Annotated in this window: 22 protein-coding genes and 2 tRNA genes; 7 read left to right on the forward strand and 17 right to left on the reverse strand. The window is 60.8% G+C overall.

The window, feature by feature from the left end; translation table 11 throughout:
- The first annotated feature begins 93 nt into the window (after positions 1-93).
- The 3 genes from iscU to ACYVGC_RS01980 all read left to right on the forward strand — a co-directional run bounded on the left by iscU (position 94) and on the right by ACYVGC_RS01980 (position 4,118).
- Positions 94-510, forward strand: coding sequence for a Fe-S cluster assembly scaffold IscU (gene iscU, locus ACYVGC_RS01970; protein WP_223650196.1), 417 nt, complete (start codon positions 94-96; stop codon positions 508-510).
- A gap of 147 nt (positions 511-657) precedes the next feature.
- Positions 658-984 carry a HesB/IscA family protein gene (locus ACYVGC_RS01975; protein WP_460582097.1) on the forward strand — a complete coding sequence of 109 codons (327 nt, stop codon included), beginning with the start codon at positions 658-660 and terminating at the stop codon, positions 982-984.
- A 134-nt stretch (positions 985-1,118) separates the two neighbouring features.
- Positions 1,119-4,118 (forward strand): PAS domain-containing protein, encoded by a 3,000-nt coding sequence (locus ACYVGC_RS01980; protein ID WP_460582098.1) that lies wholly within the window; start codon positions 1,119-1,121, stop codon positions 4,116-4,118.
- Between the two features lie 36 nt (positions 4,119-4,154).
- Here the strand turns inward: ACYVGC_RS01980 and ACYVGC_RS01985 are convergent, their stop codons facing one another.
- From ACYVGC_RS01985 to ACYVGC_RS02000, 4 genes are all read right to left on the reverse strand, one after another.
- Positions 4,155-4,607 (reverse strand): ankyrin repeat domain-containing protein, encoded by a 453-nt coding sequence (locus tag ACYVGC_RS01985; RefSeq protein WP_460582099.1) that lies wholly within the window; start codon positions 4,605-4,607, stop codon positions 4,155-4,157.
- Positions 4,608-4,669: 62 nt separating this feature from the next.
- The gene (gene murI, locus ACYVGC_RS01990) at positions 4,670-5,500 is read right to left on the reverse strand and encodes a glutamate racemase (protein ID WP_460582100.1); all 831 of its coding nucleotides are present in this window, start codon (positions 5,498-5,500) and stop codon (positions 4,670-4,672) included.
- 53 nt (positions 5,501-5,553) lie between these two features.
- Positions 5,554-6,084, reverse strand: coding sequence for a GNAT family N-acetyltransferase (locus tag ACYVGC_RS01995; protein ID WP_460582101.1), 531 nt, complete (start codon positions 6,082-6,084; stop codon positions 5,554-5,556).
- An 83-nt stretch (positions 6,085-6,167) separates the two neighbouring features.
- A complete protein-coding gene (locus tag ACYVGC_RS02000) occupies positions 6,168-6,839 on the reverse strand; it encodes an arylesterase (protein WP_460582102.1) in 672 nt (223 codons plus the stop codon).
- Positions 6,840-7,207: 368 nt separating this feature from the next.
- Between ACYVGC_RS02000 and ACYVGC_RS02005 the strand changes: the two genes are divergently transcribed.
- Positions 7,208-7,900 (forward strand): ABC transporter ATP-binding protein, encoded by a 693-nt coding sequence (locus ACYVGC_RS02005; protein WP_460582103.1) that lies wholly within the window; start codon positions 7,208-7,210, stop codon positions 7,898-7,900.
- 60 nt (positions 7,901-7,960) lie between these two features.
- Here the strand turns inward: ACYVGC_RS02005 and ACYVGC_RS02010 are convergent, their stop codons facing one another.
- Complete coding sequence (locus ACYVGC_RS02010) at positions 7,961-9,019, reverse strand: hypothetical protein (RefSeq protein WP_460582104.1); 1,059 nt, start codon at positions 9,017-9,019, stop codon at positions 7,961-7,963.
- Between the two features lie 427 nt (positions 9,020-9,446).
- Between ACYVGC_RS02010 and ACYVGC_RS02015 the strand changes: the two genes are divergently transcribed.
- Complete coding sequence (locus ACYVGC_RS02015; protein WP_460582410.1) at positions 9,447-12,005, forward strand: ABC transporter permease; 2,559 nt, start codon at positions 9,447-9,449, stop codon at positions 12,003-12,005.
- A gap of 31 nt (positions 12,006-12,036) precedes the next feature.
- Here the strand turns inward: ACYVGC_RS02015 and ACYVGC_RS02020 are convergent, their stop codons facing one another.
- Positions 12,037-12,885, reverse strand: a complete 849-nt coding sequence (locus ACYVGC_RS02020) for a hypothetical protein (protein ID WP_460582105.1) — start codon at positions 12,883-12,885, stop codon at positions 12,037-12,039.
- Between the two features lie 107 nt (positions 12,886-12,992).
- Between ACYVGC_RS02020 and ACYVGC_RS02025 the strand changes: the two genes are divergently transcribed.
- A complete protein-coding gene (locus ACYVGC_RS02025) occupies positions 12,993-13,991 on the forward strand; it encodes a bifunctional heptose 7-phosphate kinase/heptose 1-phosphate adenyltransferase (protein WP_460582106.1) in 999 nt (332 codons plus the stop codon).
- Between the two features lie 109 nt (positions 13,992-14,100).
- Here ACYVGC_RS02025 and ACYVGC_RS02030 read toward each other — a convergent pair whose 3' ends face one another.
- The 9 genes from ACYVGC_RS02030 to ACYVGC_RS02070 form a co-directional block, all read right to left on the reverse strand.
- Positions 14,101-14,310, reverse strand: coding sequence for a hypothetical protein (locus tag ACYVGC_RS02030; protein WP_460582107.1), 210 nt, complete (start codon positions 14,308-14,310; stop codon positions 14,101-14,103).
- Between the two features lie 7 nt (positions 14,311-14,317).
- Positions 14,318-14,527, reverse strand: a complete 210-nt coding sequence (locus ACYVGC_RS02035) for an alkylphosphonate utilization protein (protein WP_460582108.1) — start codon at positions 14,525-14,527, stop codon at positions 14,318-14,320.
- A gap of 40 nt (positions 14,528-14,567) precedes the next feature.
- A complete protein-coding gene (locus ACYVGC_RS02040; protein WP_460582109.1) occupies positions 14,568-15,218 on the reverse strand; it encodes a class I SAM-dependent methyltransferase in 651 nt (216 codons plus the stop codon).
- Positions 15,219-15,252: 34 nt separating this feature from the next.
- Positions 15,253-16,278 (reverse strand): uroporphyrinogen decarboxylase, encoded by a 1,026-nt coding sequence (gene hemE / locus ACYVGC_RS02045; protein ID WP_460582110.1) that lies wholly within the window; start codon positions 16,276-16,278, stop codon positions 15,253-15,255.
- Between the two features lie 89 nt (positions 16,279-16,367).
- On the reverse strand, positions 16,368-16,562 hold the full coding sequence (locus ACYVGC_RS02050) for a YqaE/Pmp3 family membrane protein (protein ID WP_460582111.1): 195 nt from the start codon (positions 16,560-16,562) through the stop codon (positions 16,368-16,370).
- A 259-nt stretch (positions 16,563-16,821) separates the two neighbouring features.
- Positions 16,822-17,043 carry a hypothetical protein gene (locus ACYVGC_RS02055; RefSeq protein WP_460582112.1) on the reverse strand — a complete coding sequence of 74 codons (222 nt, stop codon included), beginning with the start codon at positions 17,041-17,043 and terminating at the stop codon, positions 16,822-16,824.
- A gap of 492 nt (positions 17,044-17,535) precedes the next feature.
- A complete protein-coding gene (locus tag ACYVGC_RS02060) occupies positions 17,536-17,988 on the reverse strand; it encodes a hypothetical protein (RefSeq protein ID WP_460582113.1) in 453 nt (150 codons plus the stop codon).
- 326 nt (positions 17,989-18,314) lie between these two features.
- Positions 18,315-18,387: transfer RNA gene (locus tag ACYVGC_RS02065), tRNA-Lys, on the reverse strand.
- A gap of 79 nt (positions 18,388-18,466) precedes the next feature.
- Positions 18,467-18,539: transfer RNA gene (locus ACYVGC_RS02070), tRNA-Lys, on the reverse strand.
- A gap of 140 nt (positions 18,540-18,679) precedes the next feature.
- On the opposite strand from ACYVGC_RS02070, the gene ACYVGC_RS02075 reads away from it, so the two are divergent.
- Positions 18,680-19,393 carry a hypothetical protein gene (locus tag ACYVGC_RS02075; protein ID WP_460582114.1) on the forward strand — a complete coding sequence of 238 codons (714 nt, stop codon included), beginning with the start codon at positions 18,680-18,682 and terminating at the stop codon, positions 19,391-19,393.
- A gap of 140 nt (positions 19,394-19,533) precedes the next feature.
- On the opposite strand, the gene ACYVGC_RS02080 is transcribed toward ACYVGC_RS02075, so the two are convergent.
- Positions 19,534-20,988 (reverse strand): hypothetical protein, encoded by a 1,455-nt coding sequence (locus ACYVGC_RS02080; RefSeq protein ID WP_460582115.1) that lies wholly within the window; start codon positions 20,986-20,988, stop codon positions 19,534-19,536.
- Positions 20,989-21,105: 117 nt separating this feature from the next.
- Positions 21,106-21,903: an SDR family oxidoreductase gene (locus tag ACYVGC_RS02085; RefSeq protein ID WP_460582116.1), complete on the reverse strand. Its 798-nt coding sequence runs from the start codon at positions 21,901-21,903 to the stop codon at positions 21,106-21,108.
- Positions 21,904-22,044: the final 141 nt, after the last annotated feature.

The raw sequence follows: 22,044 nt of genomic DNA on the forward strand, positions 1-22,044 counted from the left end.
GGGGTAGGAGTTCAGGAGATATCTCCTTCTAAACCCGCCCTTCTTTTCCCCCTCCTACCCCCTTACCCTCTTACACTCATACCCTAAAATACCATGGCTTACTCCGATAAGGTAATCGACCATTACAGCAACCCCCGCAACGTGGGCACGCTCGACAAAAGCAAAAAAACAGTAGGCACCGGCCTCGTGGGCGCTCCTGAGTGCGGTGACGTAATGCGCCTGCAAATCGAGGTGGATGAAGCCACCAACACCATCACCGATGCCAAGTTCAAGACGTTTGGCTGCGGCTCGGCCATCGCCTCGTCGTCGCTGGCGACGGAGTGGCTAAAAGGCAAAACGGTTGACGAGGCCCTGGCCATCGACAACATGGAGATTGTGGAAGAGTTGGCCCTACCGCCCGTGAAGATTCACTGCTCGGTACTGGCCGAAGATGCCATCAAGATGGCTATCAACGACTACCGCGTGAAAAACGGCATGCCTGCCCTGGAGCTGGAGAAGTCGCATCACTAAGCTGACCTGCTCGCAAGGAAGACGACCCCGAACTGGGGTCGTCTTTTTTTTGTTATTTAGAATCCTTCTTAGTGGTATCTTTGTTATAGAAGCGCTGCCGGGCGGGGCGGCCCCATTCTCTCTACGCACCTCTATTACTTACGCATTATGATAACCGTTTCGGATAAAGCCAAGGAAAAGGTGGAGCACCTGATTCGCGACTCGCAGCTCGACAGCACCTATCGCCTGCGCGCCTCGGTAGCCGGTGGTGGCTGCTCGGGCCTGAGCTATAAGCTGGACTTTGACAACGAGATGCGCCCTATGGACCAGGAGTTTGAGGACAAAGGTGTGCGCGTAGTCGTCGATATGAAGAGCTTCTTGTATCTAGCCGGTACGGAGCTGGATTTTTCGGATGGCCTGAATGGCAAGGGCTTTCAGTTTCACAACCCAAATGCCTCACGCTCATGCGGTTGCGGCGAAAGCTTCTCCGTATAAACTTCTTTTGATTGTCCCGCAGAAGGCCCCCGTGCACTCCGCACGGGGGCCTTTTTTATAACTTGCGAACGAGTGGAAGGTGGCAGCTGGCTGAAATTAGCTGGCGCCACGCCGTTTTTTTCAGCACGTTGATAGTGAGTGACCTTTCCGCGTTTGCGTTTTCTACGGCCGACGAACTGCTGCGCGATACGCTGGCCGTGTCGCTGACGGCCATCAACCTGCTGCGGCCGGTACTGGGGCCGGCCGGGGAAATCAGCGATTTTACGCTGGAATACGTGAATCCCGCCGGCCAGCTCCTGGCCGGCTTGGCTGAGCAACCGGCCGGCACGCTGTGCAGCTTGTTTCCGCACGCGCAACCTACTGGCTTACTGGCCTTTTACTGCCAGGTTTTTACCACTGGCGAGGCGAGTACGTACAATTTCAATTACCAGAACCAAGGCGAGGACACGTTTTACTTAGTGGCAGCGCGCCGCAGCGGGCCGCGCCTGGTGGTGAGCCTCAGCGACAGCACCAACCACGAGCGCTCGGCCGTGGAGCAGGCGCTGCGCGCCAGCCAGGCCCGCGAGCAGGCCGCCCGCGCCGAGGCCGACTTGCAGCGCCAGCAGCTGCACAACGTGTTGCAGCAGGCCCCGGCCATGATATGCGTGACTGCCGGGCCGCAGCATGTGTTTGAGTTTGTGAATCCACCCTACCAGGCGCTGGTGGGCCAGCGGCCACTGGTGGGCATGCCGGTTGCCGTAGCCATGCCTGAACTGGCCGGCCAGTCTATTTTCGAGTTGCTCGATGAGGTATACCAAACGGGTAAAACCTTCTACGCCAATGAGATGCTGGCACAGCTCGACCACGAGAACAACCAGCCCGAGGCCCTGGACAAGCGTTACTACAACTTCATTTACCAAGCTCGCTACAGCCTGGCGGGCGACATCGACGGCATTTTCACGTTTGCCTACGAGGTAACGGCGCAGGTACTGGCCCGCTACCAGGTGCAGGAGCTCAACGAGGAGCTGGCGGCCACCAACGAAGAGCTGCTGGCCGCCAACGAGGAGTTTTTGACTAGCAATGCGGAGCTGGGGCAGGCGCAGCAGCAGCTACGGCAGCTCAACCAGGAGTTGGAAACCCGCGTGGCCGAGCGCACCCAGGCGCTGGTGCTGGCCCAGGCCGAAACCGAGCGGCAGCGGCAGCGCTTGGCACGGTTTTTCAGCCAGGCCCCGGCGGCCATCTGCATGCTCGATGGCCCCGACCTCACCTATGAGCTGGTAAATGGCGCGTATCAACAGCTGTTTCCGGGCCGGCGGCTGCTGGGCCTGCCGCTGCTCACGGCCCTGCCCGAGCTGGCCGGCCAGCGCGCATGGCACACGCTGCGGCAGGTGTACGAAACGGGCGAAACGCATGAGGAAATGGGCATTCGCCTTGCGATAGCCAAGCACGAAGGCGGCCCGCTGGAAGACTTTTATTTTCACTACATTCAGCAGGCCCGCTACGATGAGCACGGCCGCATCGATGGCGTGCTGGTGTTTGCCCTGGATATGACGGCGCAGTTTTTGGCCCAGCAGCGCGCCAAGGGCTTGCAAACCGAGGTACTGGCGGCCGCCCAGCGCCAGGTGCAGCAGCGCGAAGACTTATACCGACTTTTTGAGCGCACGCCCGCCGCCATTGCCCTGCTGCGTGGCCCCGAGCACCGCCTCGAATACTTCAACCCCGCGTATCAGCAGCTGTTTCCGGACCGGCGGATGCTGGGCCGCCCCATTGGCGAGTCGCAGCCCGAAGCCGTGGCCCAGGGGTTTGTGGCGCTGCTAGACCACGTGTACCGCACGGGCGAAACCTACTACGGCAACGAGGTGCCCCTGCACGTAGCGCCGCTGGCCAACGCCCCCATCGAAACCCGCTACCTCAACTTCACCTACCAGGCCTACCAGGAAGCCGGCCAGACGGCGGGCATCTCCGTGTTTGCCTACGACGTGACCGAGCAGGTGCTGGCGCGCCAGCAGCGGGCCACGGCGCAGGCCCAGCTGCAAGCCGTGCTAGAGCAGGCCCCAGTGGCCATTGGCATTCTGCGGGGGCCAGCGTATGTAATTGAGATTGCTAACCCCCTCATTGCCAGCATCTGGGGCCGCACTACGGAGCAGCTGCTGGGCCGGCCGCTGTTTGAGGCGCTGCCCGAAGTGCGCGACCAGGGCTTTAAAGAATTACTCGACAAGGCATTGCGCACCGGCGAGGCCATTGTGGCGCAGGAAGTAACCAGCCTTTTGCAGCGCCCGCAAGGCCTGCAAACCGTGCAGCTCAACTTCGTGTACCAGCCCCTGCGCAACGCGGCGGGGCACTTCACGTCCATCGCCATTGTGGCCACGGAGGTAACCGAGCAGGTGGCCGGCCGCCGGCAAGTGGCCGAGGCCAACGAGCGCCTGCGCGCCTCCAATGCGGAGCTGGACCTAGCCAACCAGCAGCTCACCCGCACCAACGTGGACTTGGATAACTTCATCTACACCGCCTCGCACGACCTCAAAGCGCCCATCACCAACATCGAGGGCCTCCTCACGGCCCTGCAAGAGCAGCTACCGCCGGCGGTGCGCCAGACCGAGCAGGTGCAGCCCCTGCTGGCCATGATGGCGGGCGCGGTGGAGCGCTTCCAGAAAACCATTGCCCACCTCACCGATATTTCCAAGCTCCAGCAGGCTCACGACCAAGTGGCCGAAGCCGTGGACCTGGCCGCCCTAGTGGAAGATGTGCGCCTCGACCTGGCCCACGAGCTAGCCGCCGCCCAGGCCCAACTGCTGGTTGATGTGAGCAACGGCCCCAGCCTGTCGTTTTCGCCCAAAAACCTGCGCAGTATCGTCTACAACCTGCTCAGCAATGCCATCAAGTACCGGGCCCCCGGCCGCCGGCCCGTAGTGCAGCTAAGCAGCCACACTACCCAGAGCCAGCTGGTGCTTCAGGTGCAGGACAATGGCCTGGGCCTGAGCGAAACGCAACAAACCCAGCTATTTATGATGTTTCAACGCCTGCACAACCATGTCGAGGGCTCGGGGGTGGGCCTCTACATGGTCAAGCGCATTGTGGAAAACGCGGGCGGCACCATTGCGGTGCAGAGCGAGTTGGGCGTGGGCACCACATTCACAGTAAAACTTTTTACGTAACTTATTGATTAATAATAATTTATGTAAAAATGCAAACTACATAGTAGCGCTATTTGGAGCAGGCAAGGAGTTGGTGAGGCTCTCAAAAAAGCGCCTGGCCACGCTGTTGTAGTTAACGCACATTTCTGCGGCGCTTTTGCCACTCTTGTCCCTTTTTGTGTAATCTGCCCCATTTTGCACAAGCAGCTCGACGGTTTCGTTAGAGATAACGTCCGCTTCATCATTTAAAAAAGCTTGGACGGCTACATCTACTGCTACATGCAAGGGTAGCGTATATACCTGCCGGGGGTCGGGATTGGGATTAGCTCCCTGCGCCAGCAAAAATTTTACGAGCTCCACATTCATCGTATCAACGGCAATCAGCAAGGGGGAATCCTGGCTGGAGGAAAAGTAATTTACGTCTGCACCGGCTTGCACCCACTGCTTTACCAGACCGATATCTTCGCTGGCAACTGCTTGTAATAATTGTTCATTAAGGTTGGTGGTCATGGGTTTACGCTACCAGGACTTATGCAGAGTATCCTTTTTTGCCCTCAAGACAGTACCTAGCGCTACTCCCAGAGTGGATAATGCTCTAGCTGCACTTCCTGGCCGAAGAAGATGCGCGTGCTTTCCTCAAACGAGCGCGTGAAGTCGCTCACGTAAAAGTGGTGGCGCAGCCCCGGCGCGGCGCCCGGGGCGGCCAGCAGCTGGCGGGCGGCCAGGGCCTCGGCCACGGTGGCGGCTACCACGTCGGAGGGGTCGAGCACGGCCACGCGGCCCTGGTAGTGGGCCTCCATCTGGGGCTTAATGAGCGGGAAGTGCGTGCAGGCAAGTAGCAGCGCGTCAATACCTTGCAGCGCATCATGGTCGAGATAGGCGCGGATAATCTCTTCCGATACGCGGCCGGCGAAGAAGCCTTCCTCAATCATGGGCACCAGCAGCGGGGTGGCCAGCGCGTGCAGGTCTACGCCGAGGTCGAGCTGGTCGATTTTTTTGCGGTAGATGTTGGAGCCCACCGTTTGCTTGGTGCCGATGAGGCCCACTGGGCGGCCGGCGTAGTGCTGGCCCACGTAGGCCACCACGGGGTCTATCATGCCCACTACCAGCGCTTTAGAGCCCACATACTCGCGCACCAGCTCGTAGGCCGCGGCCGAGGCCGAGTTGCAGGCAATGAGAATCAGCTTGCAGTGCTGGCGCAGCAGCACATCGCAGATTTTGATAGAGTAGGCCTGGATAGCGGCGGTGCTTTTTTCGCCGTAGGGCAGGTGCGCCGTGTCGCCGAAGTACACCAGCCGCTCGTGGGGCAGGCGCTGGGCCACGGCGCGGGCCACCGTGAGGCCGCCAATGCCGGAATCGAAGATGCCAATGGGCCGGGCGGCCGGGTCGGGAGGAGCTGTCATAGGTGGCGGCAAAGGTCGGGCGGGTTTAGCGTAGCGCGGACTTTCAGTCCGCGCTACGGCCTGTTCGCCAATCGCTCTAGCAGCACTATCGGGATGTTTTTGTAGAGTACCCGGTCAATTTCCTGGTAGCCAACTTTTGCCGCCAGGCGCAGGGAGGACTGGTTGGCCACATCCACGATGCACACCGTGCGCGCCACCGGCAGATGCACATCGCCCCAGGCCAGCGCGGCCTGCGCCGCCTCCAACGCGTAGCCCTGGCCGTGCGTGTGCGCCGCCAGCACCCAGCCCACTTCGGGAAAGCCCTTGAGCGAGGGCGTGATGCCGCGCTGCCACTCACCAAAGCCCACCGCCCCGATAAAGTGGCCCGTCGCTTTTTCTTCCACGGCCCAAAAGCCGTAGCCACACAGGTACCACACACCCAGGTGGCGCAGCATCTTGGTCCAGATTTCCTCTTCGGGCAGCGGCTTGCCGGTGAGGTATTGGTAAAACTGCGGCTCTTGCCACATGGCTACCGAAGCGGCAAGGTCGCTGGGGTAATGGCCGCGCAGCCGCAGCCGGGCCGTTTCGATAACCGGAATTTGCATGGAACAGCCAGTTAGTTACTGGCAAATTTTATCAATCAACGAGAAAGCTAACAGCTAGCAGCTAAGAGCTAACAGCTTACCAGCTAGAGCAGCGGCTGCACGGTGCGCCACACGGTGCGGGCTACCAGGCGGTGGCCTTCGGGGGTGGGGTGAATGCCGTCGCGCTGGTTGAGGCGGGCGATGCCGCCCACGTTTTCGAGCAGGAAGGGAATGAGCGTGAGCTTATTCTTGGTCGCGATGTCGGCGTAGAGCTTCTTGAAATCGGCGGCGTAGGCGGGGCCCATGTTGGGCGGAATCTGCATCCCAGCGAGCACGATTTTGGCCTGCGGGGCTTTCAAGCGCACCGTGTCGATGATGGCTTGCAGGTTCTGGCGGGTGTCGGTGAGGGGCAGGCCGCGCAGGCCGTCGTTGCCGCCCAGCTCCAGCACAAACACGCTCACCGACTGCTGGCTGAGCACCCAGTTGATGCGCGAGCGGCCGTCGGCGGTGGTTTCGCCGCTGAGGCCAGCGTTGACCACGGCGTAGGGCAAGTGCAGCGAATCGACGCGGTTCTCGATGAGGGCCGGGTAGGCTTCGTCGGGGTCTACGCCGAGACCAGCCGTAATGCTGTCGCCAAAGAACAGGATGGCCGCCTGAGTTTTGGCGGCCGGTGCGGCGGCCGCGGTAGGGGCGGCAGTCTTGGTGGCGGGGGCGTCGGGCTGGCAGCCCGCGGCGCTTAGGGCCAGCAAGCAAACCAGCCGGGTCAGGTGTTTCATAGTAGGGAGCTGTTAGCTTTTAGCTGCTGGCTATTAGCTTTTTTAGTAGATAATTGGTTATGGGAACGACGAAATCCAGTTGATTGCGACTGACTTTTTAAGAACAAAATCAAAAAGCACGCAAAAGTATAAGCCGCTGTTACGCGTCCTACGTAGCCTACAACCGATGGGAAGACGTTTTTCTTCCCGAAAGACTTTTGATAGGACGCTTACGCAAAATCGTTTGTCATTGCGAGCAACGCGAAGCAATCGCACCAGAACGAGCTGTTCGGGTGTCGTTCGGGTGTGATTGCTTCGCGTTGCTCGCAATGACAAACGATTTTATGCAAACCAAACAATTTCTAACCACTTACTCCTGAACGCCTTCCGTGACCAGCCTTCAAGTCGAAAACCTCACCAAAACCTACACCAGCGCCGGCCGCCAGCTCACGGTGCTGCACGAAGTTAGCTTTAGCCTGCAACCCGCCGATACGTTTGCCATTGTGGGGCCGAGCGGCAGCGGCAAAACCACGCTGCTGGGTTTGTGCGCCGGCCTCGACCGGGCCAGCAGCGGCAGCGTGTGGCTGCAAGGCATTCAGCTTGATACCCTGAGCGAAGACCAGCGGGCGGCGGTGCGCAACCAGCACGTGGGCTTCATCTTTCAGAATTTTCAGCTGCTGCCTACCCTCACGGCCCTCGAAAACGTGCAGGTGCCGCTGGAGCTGCGCGGCGAGCGCAACGTGGCCAAGCAGGCGCAGGTGCTGCTGGAGCGCGTGGGCCTGGGCGAGCGCGGCCACCACTACCCCACCCAGCTGAGCGGCGGCGAGCAGCAGCGCGTGAGCCTGGCCCGCGCCTTTGCCAACCGCCCCCAGATTCTGTTTGCCGACGAGCCCACCGGCAACCTCGACCCCGACACCAGCGCCAACGTGGTGGAGCTGCTCTTCGACCTCAACCGGGAAGCCGGCACCACGCTGGTACTCGTGACCCACGACCTGGAGCTGGCCGCTAAAACGCAGAGAATCATGCGGATGCGTGGCGGCCGGGTGGTGGAAGAAACCGTGGCCACGCAAAAGGCCGGCTAGCCACGTTGCACACGTCGCCAGCCGGCCCTCCAGAGGTTTGTTTTCAGGCCCTTCTATAGATTAGTTTGTGTTTTCGCAGGCAATGGGTGTTTTGTCGGCAGTGGTGCTGGCTATGTCGAGGGGGCCGTATTTGCCGCCGCCTTCGTACGCGCGCCGCAGGTAGTAGCGCGTGTAGTAGCAGCTGCCATCGGCGGCTTTTTCTACCGTCCAGATGGCGCGGGTAATCTTGTACTCGGGCACGCCCAACGCGTTTTTGTGGATGAGGTAGTCGGCACTGCCCGGCTCCACGGCGAAGCGCACGGTGCCGGGCCCCAGCTTCTGCTTGAGGGCCGCCGCGCTCAGCTGCGGGTCGCTGAAGCGGCCGGGGGCTTTGAACACGGCGGGCAACGTGGCCGACTTGGCGGCGGCACCGGCCTGCGCCTTGAGGGTGGTATTGAAGCGAGCCTCCAGCGCCCGCTTTTCCGGAAAGCCGTTCACCGTCAGCGTGAAGCTGCCCTTGGGGGCATTTTCGCCATCAAACTCCATGGTAAAGAGCTGCTTGCCAAAGGGAATGGTGCCCAGCGAGGTAGAGCTGCCAAATTTGGTGAAGATGAAGCTGAGGTGGTCGTTGGGGTTGCCCCGGCCGATGTACTTGGTGTGGGCATTGCCGGCGGCGGGCAGCACGTCGAGGTCGTAGAACGTCTTTTTATAGTCGGCTTTCGGAATGACCAGGTTCACGTACTCGTCGGGGGCACCGCTGCCCGCGCCAATGCCCACCGTCAGCGTTTGCTGGGGCTCCTCTTCCTTGCCCTTCGCCGCGAGCTGGTCGTAGAGGGTTTTGGGCATGAGCACCCGGGCGTAGATGTTGTCGGTCGGCCCAAAATCGGTAGCCGTGCCGGTGGTCTGGCCGGGCTTGAAGGGCTCCTTGCTGAAGATAATACCCTGCTTATCGGTGACCCGCCCGGCGGCGTCCGACGCCTGGTTTTCGGCCGCCTGCCGGGCCTTGCCGCCCACCGAGGGCCCGCCCGCCCCCGCCGACTGCACGGCGTTGGCGGCCCGGTCCTTGAGCCGGTTCAGCAGCTGGGCGGGGGCCGCGTGGAAGGTGCAAACAGCCGCAAGTAGCAAGAGGTAGCGCATCATGGAAAAAGGGAATTGGTGGATAAATCGGGTGGCCTGGCCCGGCCGCCGGCTGGGCCAGCGGGGCCGCGCCGGGCACTAAGGCCGCCGCCAGCGGGCCGGTTAGCTTGGAACGAAGGTTTATTTAGCCGCGCCGTACCAGCACCATTCTACCCGGTTACAAATGGTTTACCACTCAGTCAACATCTTGTTTATCAGCAATATAATAGTAGATACCCGTAGCTGCTAATGCGGCCCCTACCCGGCCCCACCGGCCCCTGGCCACCCCCAGCGCCGTAAAGCATTTTGCCTTGTGGGCCGTTTACTTAGGGTGGCGGGCATAAGCTGGCCACCGTTTTTCATCCGCCAGCTCACTGGGTTGGCGCTTCTTATTTTCTACTTCGTGTCCGTTTCTCCCAAACCAGCCGCTGGCTTCGGCTGGCTTTTACAAATGGCCTGGCGCGACTCGCGCCGCAGCCGCTCCCGGTTGGCGCTGTTTATGTCGAGCATCGTGCTGGGCATTGCGGCGCTGGTGGGCATCAACTCGTTTGGCGACAACCTGGCGCGCAGCATCCGCGAGCAGGCCCGCGAGCTGCTGGGGGCCGACCTGGTGCTCTCGTCGAGCCAGCCCTTCACGACCAGCACCCTGCGGGGCCGCCCCCAAACGCCCGGCGACTCGCTGGCCGTGGCGCTGGCCCCCACTCTGGAGCGCCTGGGGCAGCGGCGCAGCGAAGAGGCCTCGTTTGCCTCGCTGGTATCGTTTCCGCGCACCCAAGGCGTGCGGCTGGCGCAGGTGCGGGCACTGGGCGCGGGCTTCCCCTACTACGGTGCCTGGGAAACCCAGCCGGCCGCGGCGGGCGCGCAGTTCAAGGCCGGGCAGGCCGCGGGCGCGCTGGTTGATGACGTGCTGCTGGTGCAATTCGACGCCAAAGTGGGCGACTCGGTGAAGGTGGGCACGCTCACGCTGCCCATTGTGGGCCGGGTGCTGAGCACGCCGGGGCAAACGGGCTTTAGCGCCGCCGTGGCTCCTAAAGTGTTTATTCCCATTAACTTACTACCTAAAACCAACCTGGTGAAGCCCGGCAGCCGGGTGCAGTACCGCACGTACTTCCAGTTTGCCACCGGCACCGACGTGGCGGCCATCGTCAAGCCTCTGGAACCCAAGCTGGAGCAGGCCAACATCGACTCCGATACCGTGGCCAGCCGGCAGCAAAGCACCGGCCGCGCTTTCCAGGACCTCACGCGTTTCTTGAGCTTGGTGGCCTTCGTGGCGCTGCTACTGGGCTGCGTGGGCGTGGCCAGCGCCGTGAACCTCTACGTGCAGGAAAAGCTGGCCTCGGTGGCCGTGCTGCGCTGCCTGGGGGCCAGCGGGCGGCAGGCGCTGCTCATTTATCTCATTCAAACGTCGGGGCTGGGGCTGCTGGGCGCCATTATTGGCGCGGGGCTGGGTGCGGTGGTGCAGCTAGTGCTGCCGAAGGTATTGGGCAGCTTTTTGCCGGTGGCGGTGAGCGTGTCGGTGTCGCCCACGGCCGTGGCCATTGGGTTGCTCACGGGCCTGGCAATGGCCGTGCTGTTTGCGCTGCTGCCGCTGCTGGCCATCCGGCGGGTGTCGCCGCTGCGGGTGCTGCGCGCCTCTTTTGATGAAGACACCACCACGCCCGACCCGCTACGCTACCTCGTGCTGGGCGCGGTGCTACTGTTCGTGGTGGGATTTGCCTACGCCCAAACGCGCGAGTGGAAGCAGGCGCTGGGCTTCACGGCCGGGCTGCTGGTAGCGCTGGGCGCGCTGGCGGGCCTGGGCCTGGGCCTTCGCTACCTGCTGCGGCGCTACTTCCCGGTGGGCTGGAGCTACGTGGCGCGCCAGGGCCTGGCCAACTTGTTTCGACCCCAGAACCAGACAGTTACGCTCATCATTTCACTGGGCCTGGGCACGTTTTTGCTGGCCACGCTTTTCCTCACGCAAGCTTTGTTGCTGAGCCGGGTGCAGCTTTCGGCCAGCGGCAAGCAGCCCAACCTGGTGCTATTTGATATCCAGACCGAGCAGGAGCGCGGCGTGGAGCAACTACTTCAAAAACAAGGCATTCCGGTTATGCAGCGGGTGCCCATCGTGACGATGCGCCTGGCGGCCATCAACCGGCGCACGGTGGGCGAGCTGCGCAAAGACACGGCCAGCGGCGTGCCGCTGTTTGCGCTCACTCGCGAGTACCGCGTCACGTACCGCGACACGCTGAGCGCCAGCGAGAAGCTGGTAGCCGGTACGCCGCCGCAGGCGGCCGTGGCCGGCGGCCTACCCCGCGTATCGGTCGATGCCAACTACTTCCAGCGCGTGAAGCTTAAGCTCGGCGACACGCTGACCTTCAACGTGCAGGGCGCGCCGCTGGCCGTGGTGGTGGGCGGCACCCGCGAGGTCGATTGGGCCCGCGTGCAAACCAATTTCCTGGTAGTGTTCCCCACCGGCGTGCTGGAGCAGGCCCCGCAGTTCCACGTCATTCTCACCCGCGTGAAAGACAACCAGCAGCTGGCCCTGGCCCAGCGGGCGCTGGTGCGCGATTTTCCCAACGTGTCGGCCATCGACTTGGGCCTGATTCTGCAAACGGTGGACGAGATTCTGAGTAAAATCTCGTTCGTCATTCGCTTTATGGCGGGCTTCAGCATCCTCACCGGGCTGCTGGTGCTGGCTAGCTCGGTGCTCATCAGCCGCTACCAGCGCACCCGCGAGAGCGTGCTGCTGCGCACGCTGGGCGCCAGCCGCCAGCAGATTCTGCGCATCACGGTGCTCGAATACGCCCTACTGGGCAGCCTGGCCGCGCTGGCGGGCGTGCTGCTGGCCGGGCTGGCCGCCTGGGCGCTGGCCGTGTGGGTGTTCGAAACGCCGTTTGTGGGCAGCAGCTTGCTGTGGCTACCGGCCCTAGTGGCGCTGGTGGCGGGCCTCACGGCCCTCATTGGCGGGCTCAACAGCCGCTCGGTGCTCAGCCAGCCGCCGCTGGCGGTGCTGCGGGCAGAGGGGTAATTGCCCTTGCTTATTGATAATTAGAGGCTATTTACTTTATGTGCCATTGACTAAAATAACGCGTACCATTCTGTAAGCATATTTGCGCAATTTGGTCAATTAACGTAGTATCAGCCTGGGCATTGCGAGGACTCGTACCAGCAAAGGAGGAGGTGAAGAAGACTGGCGTATCGGCTAGCCCAAATGCTCCATCCGGGTCAAGCTGGCGGTTCGTAGTGCTGCCGATAATCCGGTACGCGCCGAATTCATCCGGCTCGGGAGTAAACTGCAAACCCATCCATTCGTTTTCACCAGTTTGGGCATTCTTGTAGAATCCGGTTAGCCGCTGCCCGAAACGATTAGCAACTACTAGGGCTACCGGTTGCAACAGTGCCAGCAGACGCTTGGTCAGTTGTAGCTGCTGCCAAACGAAGCTGGCGGCACCAGGCGTATTCCATACCTGGGTTTCTAGCGCTCGCTGACTGGTAGCGCGCATATACAACAGGTCCAGATGGCCCCACTCCAACTCGCCAAAATGGTACAGCTGTTCGCCTGGCGAATAGGAAGATTCTTGAAAGAGTCGCTGATATTGCCTCGCTATTTGCTGCCCAAAGCGGCCAATTCTTCGGAAATAAGGGTGGCTGTCAAATCCCACAGGATAAGTTAGTTTATCCCGGTCGTGGGGGTTGAGCGACGGATTCAGCCCCAATACCTGCACTTGCTCCAACCGAGCAGATTCTGGGTAAAGGGGCGGTACAGGTCCCATTTCGTCTTTCGTCCAAGGATTGAGTTGAGAAAATTCAGCCCATATTTCTGCCAGTGTGGGGGCTAGCAGTGGGGCTAGCTCAAGGTCTTGGTTGCGAGGTAACGACAAGTCAGCGAACGTTTTATTGAAGTCCATGTATTTGCTTTGATTGGGGTGAGTTGGGTAGTGTACTACAAGTGAGCGCTAAGTTCAAGTTTAGGCCGCTCATCCTGCTCATTGCGCTTCAGAGCTAATTTTGCCCCATGCCTGCCCCTACCCCACTCACAAAACTCTTCGCCGATTTCAATAACCTGCACGTCCTCATTGTGGGCGATGTGATGGTCGATGCCTACGTGTGGGGCCGCGCCAGCCGGCTCTCGCCCGAGGCCCCGGTGCCCGTGGTGAACGTAGACCGCACCGAAAACCGCCTCGGCGGGGCCGCCAACGTGGCCCTCAACGTGCAGGCCCTCGGGGCCACGCCCCTGCTGTGCTCGGTGGTGGGCGACGACCAAGGCGGCGACCAGCTCCTGCGCCTGCTGCACGACCACCAACTGCCCGCCGACGGCCTCATCCGCAGCGCGCACCGCCCCACCACCTTCAAGCAGCGCATTCTGGCCCACGGCCAGCAGCTCGTGCGCATCGACTCGGAGGTCGAAACCAACCTCAACGCCGAGGAAGCCGCCCAGCTCCTGGCTGCCTACGACGACCTGCTGCCCCGCGCCGATGTCGTCATCTTTGAAGACTACGACAAAGGCGTGTTGAGCGAAGCTATTATTACGGAGTGCATTGCGCGGGCGCGGCAGCGTGGCATCCCCACGGTGGTAGACCCCAAGAAGAAGAACTTCCTGGCTTACCGCCACTGCACCCTCTTCAAGCCCAACCTGAAAGAACTGCGCGAAGGCCTCAAGCTGGAATTTGGCGCACCCGACGCCGACCGCCCCGGCTTCGAGGCCGCCGTGGCCCGCCTGCGTGAAGTGCTCACGCCCGAAATCGTGCTGGTCACGCTCTCCGAGTACGGCGTATTTGCGCAGCAAGCAGACCAGAAAACCTACCTGCCAGCCCACCTGCGCACTATCTCCGACGTGTCGGGCGCGGGTGATACCGTTATCAGCATTGCGGCCTGCTGCGTGGCGCTGCACCAGCCCGCGGCCTTCACGGCGGCGCTGGCCAACCTGGGCGGTGGCCTGGTATGCGAGCAAGTGGGCGTGGTGCCGATTGAGAAGCGACTGCTGCTGGCCGAAGCCGAAGCGGCGGGCCTGTAGCAAATTTCCGCACTGCGTTAAGAAGAGGCAGAGAGAGTTTTACAGATTGAATCAACTCTCTGTAAAACTCCCTTTTTCTCTAACGCAGTGTAAAATCGGTACCCGGTCGTTACTTCTTGAACAGCGTAAGCAGCCACAGGAGCACCAGCAGCACCAGGGGCGTGGTGATAATGGCGGCCATGGCCGTCGCTATCACCACTACGCCCTCGGCCCGGAATACGCGCCGGAACAGCCGCCGCCAGCCAAAAAACAATACGCCGGAAACCACCAGCGACACCACGTAGAAACCAACGCCGAACCCTGTTTTTGCAAGCTCCATCGCGCGGCTAGGCTTTCTTCAAAAACTCGGTTTTGAGCACCATCGTGCTGCCGCCGGCCCGGCCCTCTACCTCGGCAGGCGAGTTGGTGAGGCGAATATTCTTGACCAGCGTGCCGCGTTTGAGCGTCAGCGACGAGCCTTTTACTTTAAGGTCTTTGATGAGGGTAACCGCGTCGCCCTCGGCGAGCAGGGTACCATTGCTGTCTTTTACGTCCATGGGGCTACTGGTGCGCAGTGCTTTCAGGGGGTAGATACTGTTATTTTTTAACCAAGACGTACTCGGCGAAACCCAGCAAATCCCAGAAAATGCTTGGCACAATGCGGCCGTATTTGAGCAGGTTGTGGGGTATTTTGAAGGGGATGAGCGCTATAGTGTGCCAGCGCCGCACCACGCCCCCGGCCACTACTTGGCATCGCTGGCGCATAAACAGGTTGTAGAGCTCACTGAGTGAGTAGATGCGCACATGCGTGTCATCATCGAAATAGTTTAGCGTGCCTTTCATGCGGGGCAAGGTCGTGGAGTTGAAGCCCGGAAACTCCACGTACAGCATGCCGCCTTTTTTAAGCTTTGGCAACAAGCCTTCCAGCACGGCATCACCGTTACGCAGGTGCTCAATGACGTGGGCCATGATGATGAAATCGAAATACCCGTCGGGAATGGCGCTGAAATTCAGCTCCTCCAGGTTCATCTCATAGAAGGCCGTCATCACCGCAAAGTCCCGCTCGTCGTTGTTGTAGTTCTTATCTAAATCAACGCCGTGGTACTCACAATTCGGAAACCACTTTTTGGCGTTCGAGGCCGAGTGGTTTCCCGCACCGATATCTAAGAGCCGAAAGGGTTTATTGGCATAAAAACGCTCAACAAATCTAAACTTGGCCGGAATTGCCAGGTAGCGGGACAAACTCATTTCTACTAGTTAAGCCATAATAAATAACACCCTGCTACCCGCGCCACGCCTTCACCGTCTCCACAAACACCTTCACATTGTCGGGGTTGGTGTCGGGGTACACGCCGTGGCCGAGGTTGGCGATGTGGGGGCCACCAGCAAACTCGCGCAGCATGGCTTCAGTGGCAGCTTTTACTTGGGTGGGCGTGCCATAGAGGGCGCAGGGGTCGAGGTTGCCTTGCAGGGTTTTGCCGGGGGCCTGCTGGCGCACCTGGGCCGGCGACTGGTTCCAGTCGAGCCCGATGGTGCGGCAGGGCGTGTGGGCGAGGTCTTCCACGGCCCACCACGCGCCTTTTGCGAAGATGGTAACGGGCACCAGCGGGGCCAGCGCCGCGCAAATACGGCTGATGTAGCGCGTCGAAAACTCGGCGTAGTGCGCGGGCGGCAAAATGCCGGCCCACGAGTCGAACACCTGCACCAAGTCGGCCCCGGCGGCGACCTGGGCTTGCAGGTAAGCAATGGTAGTCACCGTAATTTTTTCCAGCAGCTGGTGGGCCAGCGCGGGCTCCTGATAGAGCAGGCGGCGGGCCTTGCTGAAGGTTTTGGAGCCGTGGCCCTCTACCATGTAGGCCAGGATAGTCCAGGGCGCGCCCGCAAAGCCGATGAGCGGCACCCGGCCGGCCAGCTCCCGCTTGGTGATGCGCAGGGCTTCCAGCACGTAGCCCAGGTGCTCCTCGGGGTCGGCCACGCGCAGCCTGGCTACGTCGGCGGCATTCTTTATTACTTCGGGGAAGAGCGGGCCGCGGGCCTCCACCATCTCGTAGGTGAGGCCCATGGCCTCGGGCACCACCAGGATATCGGAAAAGATGATGGCCGCGTCCACGTCGAGCGCATCAACGGGCTGGATGGTGACCTCGGCGGCCAGGGCGGGCGTTTCAACCAGCTCCTTAAAGCCCGAGAGGCGGCCGCGCAGGGCGCGGTACTGGGGCAGGATGCGACCGGCCTGGCGCATGAGCCAGACGGGAGTACGTTCGGTGGTTTCGCCCTGGGCGGCGCGGAGGAGAAGGTCGTTTTGGAGCATGGGGCAGGGAACGGGCCGCAGCGCAGGGCTGGGCCGCAGCGGGCCGCAAAGGTAACAGCGAGCGGGGCCGCCCGGGCCCCCAGCCGGCGCTAGGGCCGCTGCACGGCGCGCAACAGCTCGTCCTGGCGGCGGCGGGCGCGGTCTTCAGTCAACGAGGCCACTCCCCAAATAGCGGCCGGAATCCAGCCGATAAGCGTGAGATGCAGCACGAAGCAGATGAAGGCTTTGAGGAAGTGGCCGTTGAGAAACATCGACACACTAGGGAGCAGAATAGCAAGCAGCATGGGTAAAAAGCAGAAAAAGGTACTGGACGGGGTTGGTTTCGCGGGTGCTTCGGCTGGGTCTTACTACGCATAACCCAACGCCAAAGCTACGTTAAGGCCAGGCAGTGGCGAGGGCCTGTTTCGCATTACCAGCCGTCCGCAGCAGCTAGCTACCTGATTCGCTACTGCTTTATATAGCAGGCACTTACAAATAAAGGGAGCAACGATTGCTCGTTGCTCCCTTTATACAAGTTACGGCCGTAGCCTGCTAGCGATAAGGCTAGTGCGAAACAATAGTGTGAGAAAAGTCAGTCCCAAGCCATTGGCGTTCGGCTTTGGGAGCCGGGCCGACGCGGCCCGGCGAAACAATGCGCTTGGGCAACATCCCCAGGTCCTGCATAAAAATCAGGTCCTGATGAGCCACGGCAAGGAATTCCGCAGTGTCTTTAAAATCGCTGCCCGTAGGCAGCAAACTGGGCGGGCACAAGGTAGATTGGTCCATTGTTAGTATACGCAACCAGCCCGGGCGGTGGTTACAATGGCCCGCCGCGCAAGCACCAAAAATCGACGCGGCTAGGGCTTCTTTAAGTGGGAATCAACTGCCGGGCTATGGCTACTGACTACCTACTGGCTTAGCAAGCCAGCTGGCCGCGTGGGCACCAGAACAGGAGTAGAATAAGAACGTCGGCGAGCAAGGCGCTAAAGTCACAACTCACCCTACCTGCTAAAAATACGCCTACGCATAACTTGTTATTAGACAGTTATTTACTAAAAGGTAAATAATTTTATCTACTTAAAAATTGTGTTTATGAATGACGTTTTATGACCTAGTTTATTTTTCAAAAAAATACTAATGTCACAAAACAACCCAGTTTGTCCTTTCGTAGTTCATTTTATTGGACTTTCTTTGCACTACTACTTCCCATCTGCGGAGGTTCAACACCCACCCTTTCCAACATTTTCCTTTTCCAAACCAGGGTTACTTAGGGCCTCCTCAAGCAATTGAGGAGGCTTTTTGCTGGCGCTGCCCCAGCGGGCTGGCCTTGCTGGGGCAGCGCCGCAGCCAGTCGTAGGCCGAGGCTACATCCGAGAAAATGGCCACCACGGGGCAGGGCAGCAAAAAGCACGCGCGCTCCATCGCAATGCGGTCGTGGTAATCGGCCGCGCACACCCAGGCAAAATGCGCCACGCCCAGCGCGGCCAAGCGGTCAAAATAATCCCCGCCAATCCAGGGCACCATCCTGTGCCAGGCACCGATAAGCTCACTGTGGTCACTCAGCATTTTGGAGCAAGGCTGCGCCGCCAGGCACGCCACCACGCCGTCGGCGTGCATTTTGATGGAAGCCGCGTCGTGCTTGCCGCGCCACTGGTTGTAGAGCCAGCCGTTGGGCGCATCGTGTGACACGCGCAAACCGGGCGAATCCAACAAGCAACGAAGCTCTTCCATTCGGCAAAGATATTCGGCTGTTACCCAAAGCTGAAGCGCTTATTTACGCAACCAATAGCGGGGTGGCGAGCGGCCCCGTTCGGCACGATGCCCAGCCATGGGCAGGCCATCGCAATTCATTCAATAACTAGCTGTATAACAAGTAATTATGAACAAAGCACAACCCAAAGCCAGCGCAAAACATCTTTTCCTTACCCCACGCCGAGACGGATAATTGGCATGCACTACCGGTGGGTCGCTGGCCTATACCTACCAGGCACGCGGCTAGCTGGCAAATGGGGCATAAAAAATAAACCCCTCACCAGCTAAGATGAGGGGGTTTAGAGTGGCTCCGCTGGGATTCGAACCCAGGACCCGTACATTAAAAGTGTACTGCTCTACCAGCTGAGCTACAGAACCAATAACGAAAACTTAACTATATTCTAGTACTAACAATTTTTATAAAAAATCCAATTCAACAAGCATTGAAAAGGATTAGTGGCTCCGCTGGGATTCGAACCCAGGACCCGTACATTAAAAGTGTACTGCTCTACCAGCTGAGCTACAGAACCAATATCTTTGTGCCACAATGGCGGTGTGTTACCGTTTTTTGTGGGTGCAAAAGTACAGCGACATTTTGAATTTGACAACCCCTGGGCAAAAAGAAACTGTTTTGGGCCATGGCCGGGGCCGGCTGCGTTGGCTTATTGCATTGCCTTTCTGGCTGTTGGCCACGGGTTGCGGCTCTGTAAATTTTTCGGGCGGCCCGGCCACTGAGGCGGCGGCCAGCTTGCGGCAGGCCGATTTATTGTTTGCCAATGGGCAGTACGCCGCCGCGGCGCCGCTCTACCGGGCCCAGATATGGCGGCAGCGAGAGGTATCGGCGCAGCTGGTGCTGCGCATGGCCTACGTGCAGCATCAACTGCGCCACTACCCCGCCGAGCTGCTGTACCTCAACCTGGCCCAGGCCCGGCAGCCCCGCCTCACCACCTGGCGGCAGCTGGCCACGCTGGCGCAGCGGCAGCGGCTGGTGGGCTACCCCACCACCTGGCAGCAGGAGCTGCGAGTGCAGGCCCAGCGCTACTACTACCCCACCCTGCAAGGGCTGCTAACCGGGGCCGTGCTGCTGGCCATTGGGCTGGGCCTGCGGCGGCGGCGCACCAAGCCCGGCGCGTGGCTGGCCTACGGGGCCTACGTGCTGGGCACGGGGGCCTACCTCACGCTGCTGCGCCCCGAGGCCGTGGGCGTGGTTACGCACGCCGGGGCGGCCCTCATGGCGGGGCCAGGAGCCGGGGCCACCTGGCTGAGCACGGCGGCCCCCGGCGACCGCCTGCCCGTGCTGAGCCACGAAGACATCTGGCTGCGGGTGCGCTGGCAGGAGCGCGTGGCCTACGTGCGGGCCACCGACGCGCTGGTAGTGGAGTAGGTATCTGTCATTGCGAGCGCAACGAAGTGGAGCGCGGCAATCTTTCCTTCACATTAGGGTTCGTAATCCTAGCGTGAAGGAAAGATTGCCGCGCTCCACTTCGTTGCGCTCGCAATGACAACTACTTAGCCGATGACTTTCTAGTTAAAATACACTTGATATTGCAGGATAACGGCCCCGCGGCGCGAGTCTACCACGTTGAGGCCGTCGCTGGCGCGGGTGATGTAGTACGGGCGGTTTTGGTAAGAGAGGGTGAACTTGGAGGTGTGGCCCGTGATGAGCCAGTTGACGCCGGCGTCGTAGAAATTCACATCGTCGGAGAGGCGGGCGTAGCGCGAGTGCTGATAGGCTACGTAGGGCATGAAGGTGCTGGTGCCCACCAGGTTATCCTTAAACTTATAGCCCAGCTGCGAATACACCGAGTTGCCGGTGCCGTACTCGGGGTAGGCGTTGCCGAAGCCGCCGATGGTGTTGGTGGTGAGGTTGGAAGTGCCGGTGGCGGGGTTCATGGGTGCACCGCTGCGGATGTAGCCGGGGCCGAAATCGTAGTGGATAGCGGCGGCGTAGAAACTCACGCTGGCCGCGTCGGGCGTGGTGGTGAGCGGCGCGTCGTAGAACACATCGACGGCGTACTGCTGCATGGCCTTTGTTTGCACGTTGGTGGGGCTGCCCAGGGTATACCACACGGCTTCGGGCTGCACTACGAAGCCTGCGCCCACGTTGAACACGGATTTTTTGCCCAGGTAGGTGCCGGCCGAGTAAGGCGTGAGGTTACTCTCTTGGTCCTTAAGCTGATACGAGAAGTATCCCTGGTACTGCGGTTTGGGCGGCGTGAGGGCAAAGGAGGCGTTGGGGCCAGGCGTGGTGACGAAGCCGGCGGCCTTCTGATACAGCAGCGGGTCGGAGATGGCCACGCGGTAGTCGAGCTTGCCGAGCTTGCCCTTGAGGTATACGCTGAGCTTGCGGCCAAACTGGTCGGTCACGTCGTTGGTAGCTTCTTCGAGGGTGGGCAGGTCGAGGCCCATGATGGTGCCGGCCGAGGAGAAGGCGTATCGCGCCAGCCCGTTCCAGGCCCCAAGGCCGGTGCCGAAGGACACCTTGTTTTTAACGATGGCATATTCGGCCACGGCATCGTGCAGGAAGAAGCCACCCGTGCCGCTCTGGCTAGCGCCGGGCGTGCCGCCACTTTTGCGGTCGGCATTGTAGCTGAAGTTGTTCAGCCCGATTTGCGAGTAGATGAACACGCGGTCGGTGAGCTGGCCGTAGAACTGGATGCGGAAGCGCCGGATGCCGATGTCGTAGGTGTTGGGCACGTTGTAGCCGCCCACCGTGGAGCCGGGGTTGCTCTCGTTGTAGCGCATCCACACCTGGTTGAGCAGCGTGAACTTGATGTAGCGGCTGGCGTCAGCATTCAGCGGCAGCTTGCCATCCTTGAGAAAAAAATTGGGCGCGGGCGGCGCCTGGGGCTGCTGGGTAGCCTGCTCGGCCTGGGTTTGGGTGGGCTGCTGGTTGGGCGATGGGTTGACCTGAGCGACGGCCAGCGCCGGCACCAGGAAAGCTGCACCGAGTACGCTGGTAGATAGTAGTTGCTTCATCTAAACTGAAAAATGGGAACGCAAAAAACCGGTCCTGCGCATTCAAAACGAACGCGCAGGACCGGCAAAGGACCAACTCAGAAAATGAACGCCGCGTGAGCAAACGCCCTAGGCAGCCTACAATTCGCCTTCTTCTTTGCGAAACTTATTCAGTACCATCTTGTCCATCAGGCCGGGTAGCCATTTATTTAAAAACACCACTAATTTGCCTTCGCCGGTGAGTACCATAGTGCGCTGACGCTGCGCCACGGCTTGGCGCAGGTGCTGGGCCACTTCCTCGCTAGTCATCATTTTGCCTTCGTCGCGGGGCGTTTCGTTCTGCGTTTGGCCGTTGGCAAGCAGGGCAGTGTGGCGAATGTTGGAGGCCGTGAAGCCGGGCGCGGCCGTGAGCACGTTGACGCCCGCCGGCAGCAGCTCGGTGCGCAGGGCTTCGAGAAAGCCGTTCATGGCAAACTTGGAGGCCGAGTAGCCGGTGCGGCCCGGCAGGCCCCGGTAGCCGGCAATGCTGCTGATGCCCACGATGGTACCTCGGCTGGCCAGCAGGTGCGGCAGCGCCGCCTTGGTGACGTACACGGTGCCGAAAAAGTTGGTTTGCATGAGTTGCTCGATGACTTTCACGTCGGCATCGGCAAACTTGGCGCGCATGCTGAGGCCGGCGTTGTTGATGAGCACGTCGAGGCGGCCGAAGGCGGCGATGGTGTCGGCCACGGCGCGGTTGGCGTCTGCCAGCACGCCTACATCGCCCTGCACGGTGCGGTGGGCAATGCCGGCGGCGGCTAGCTCGGCGGCGGTGGCGGCCAGCTTGACCGCATCGCGGCCCGTGACAACCACACTGGCCCCAGCCCGGCCAAACTCCAGGGCGCAGGCGCGGCCAATGCCCGAGGTGCCGCCCGTGATGAGAACTACGTTATTCATAGAGGAAAAAATGAGGAATTACCCGGCCGCCGCCCACTGCCGGGCCGCAAACCTACGGCCCCGGACGGCCCAGGTAGCCGGAGCCGGCCAAATTTCGGCGAAGGCGACCGACTGGTCTATTTTTGGCGCGTGAAGCCTGGT

It is taken from the genome of Hymenobacter arcticus, from assembly GCF_054779975.1.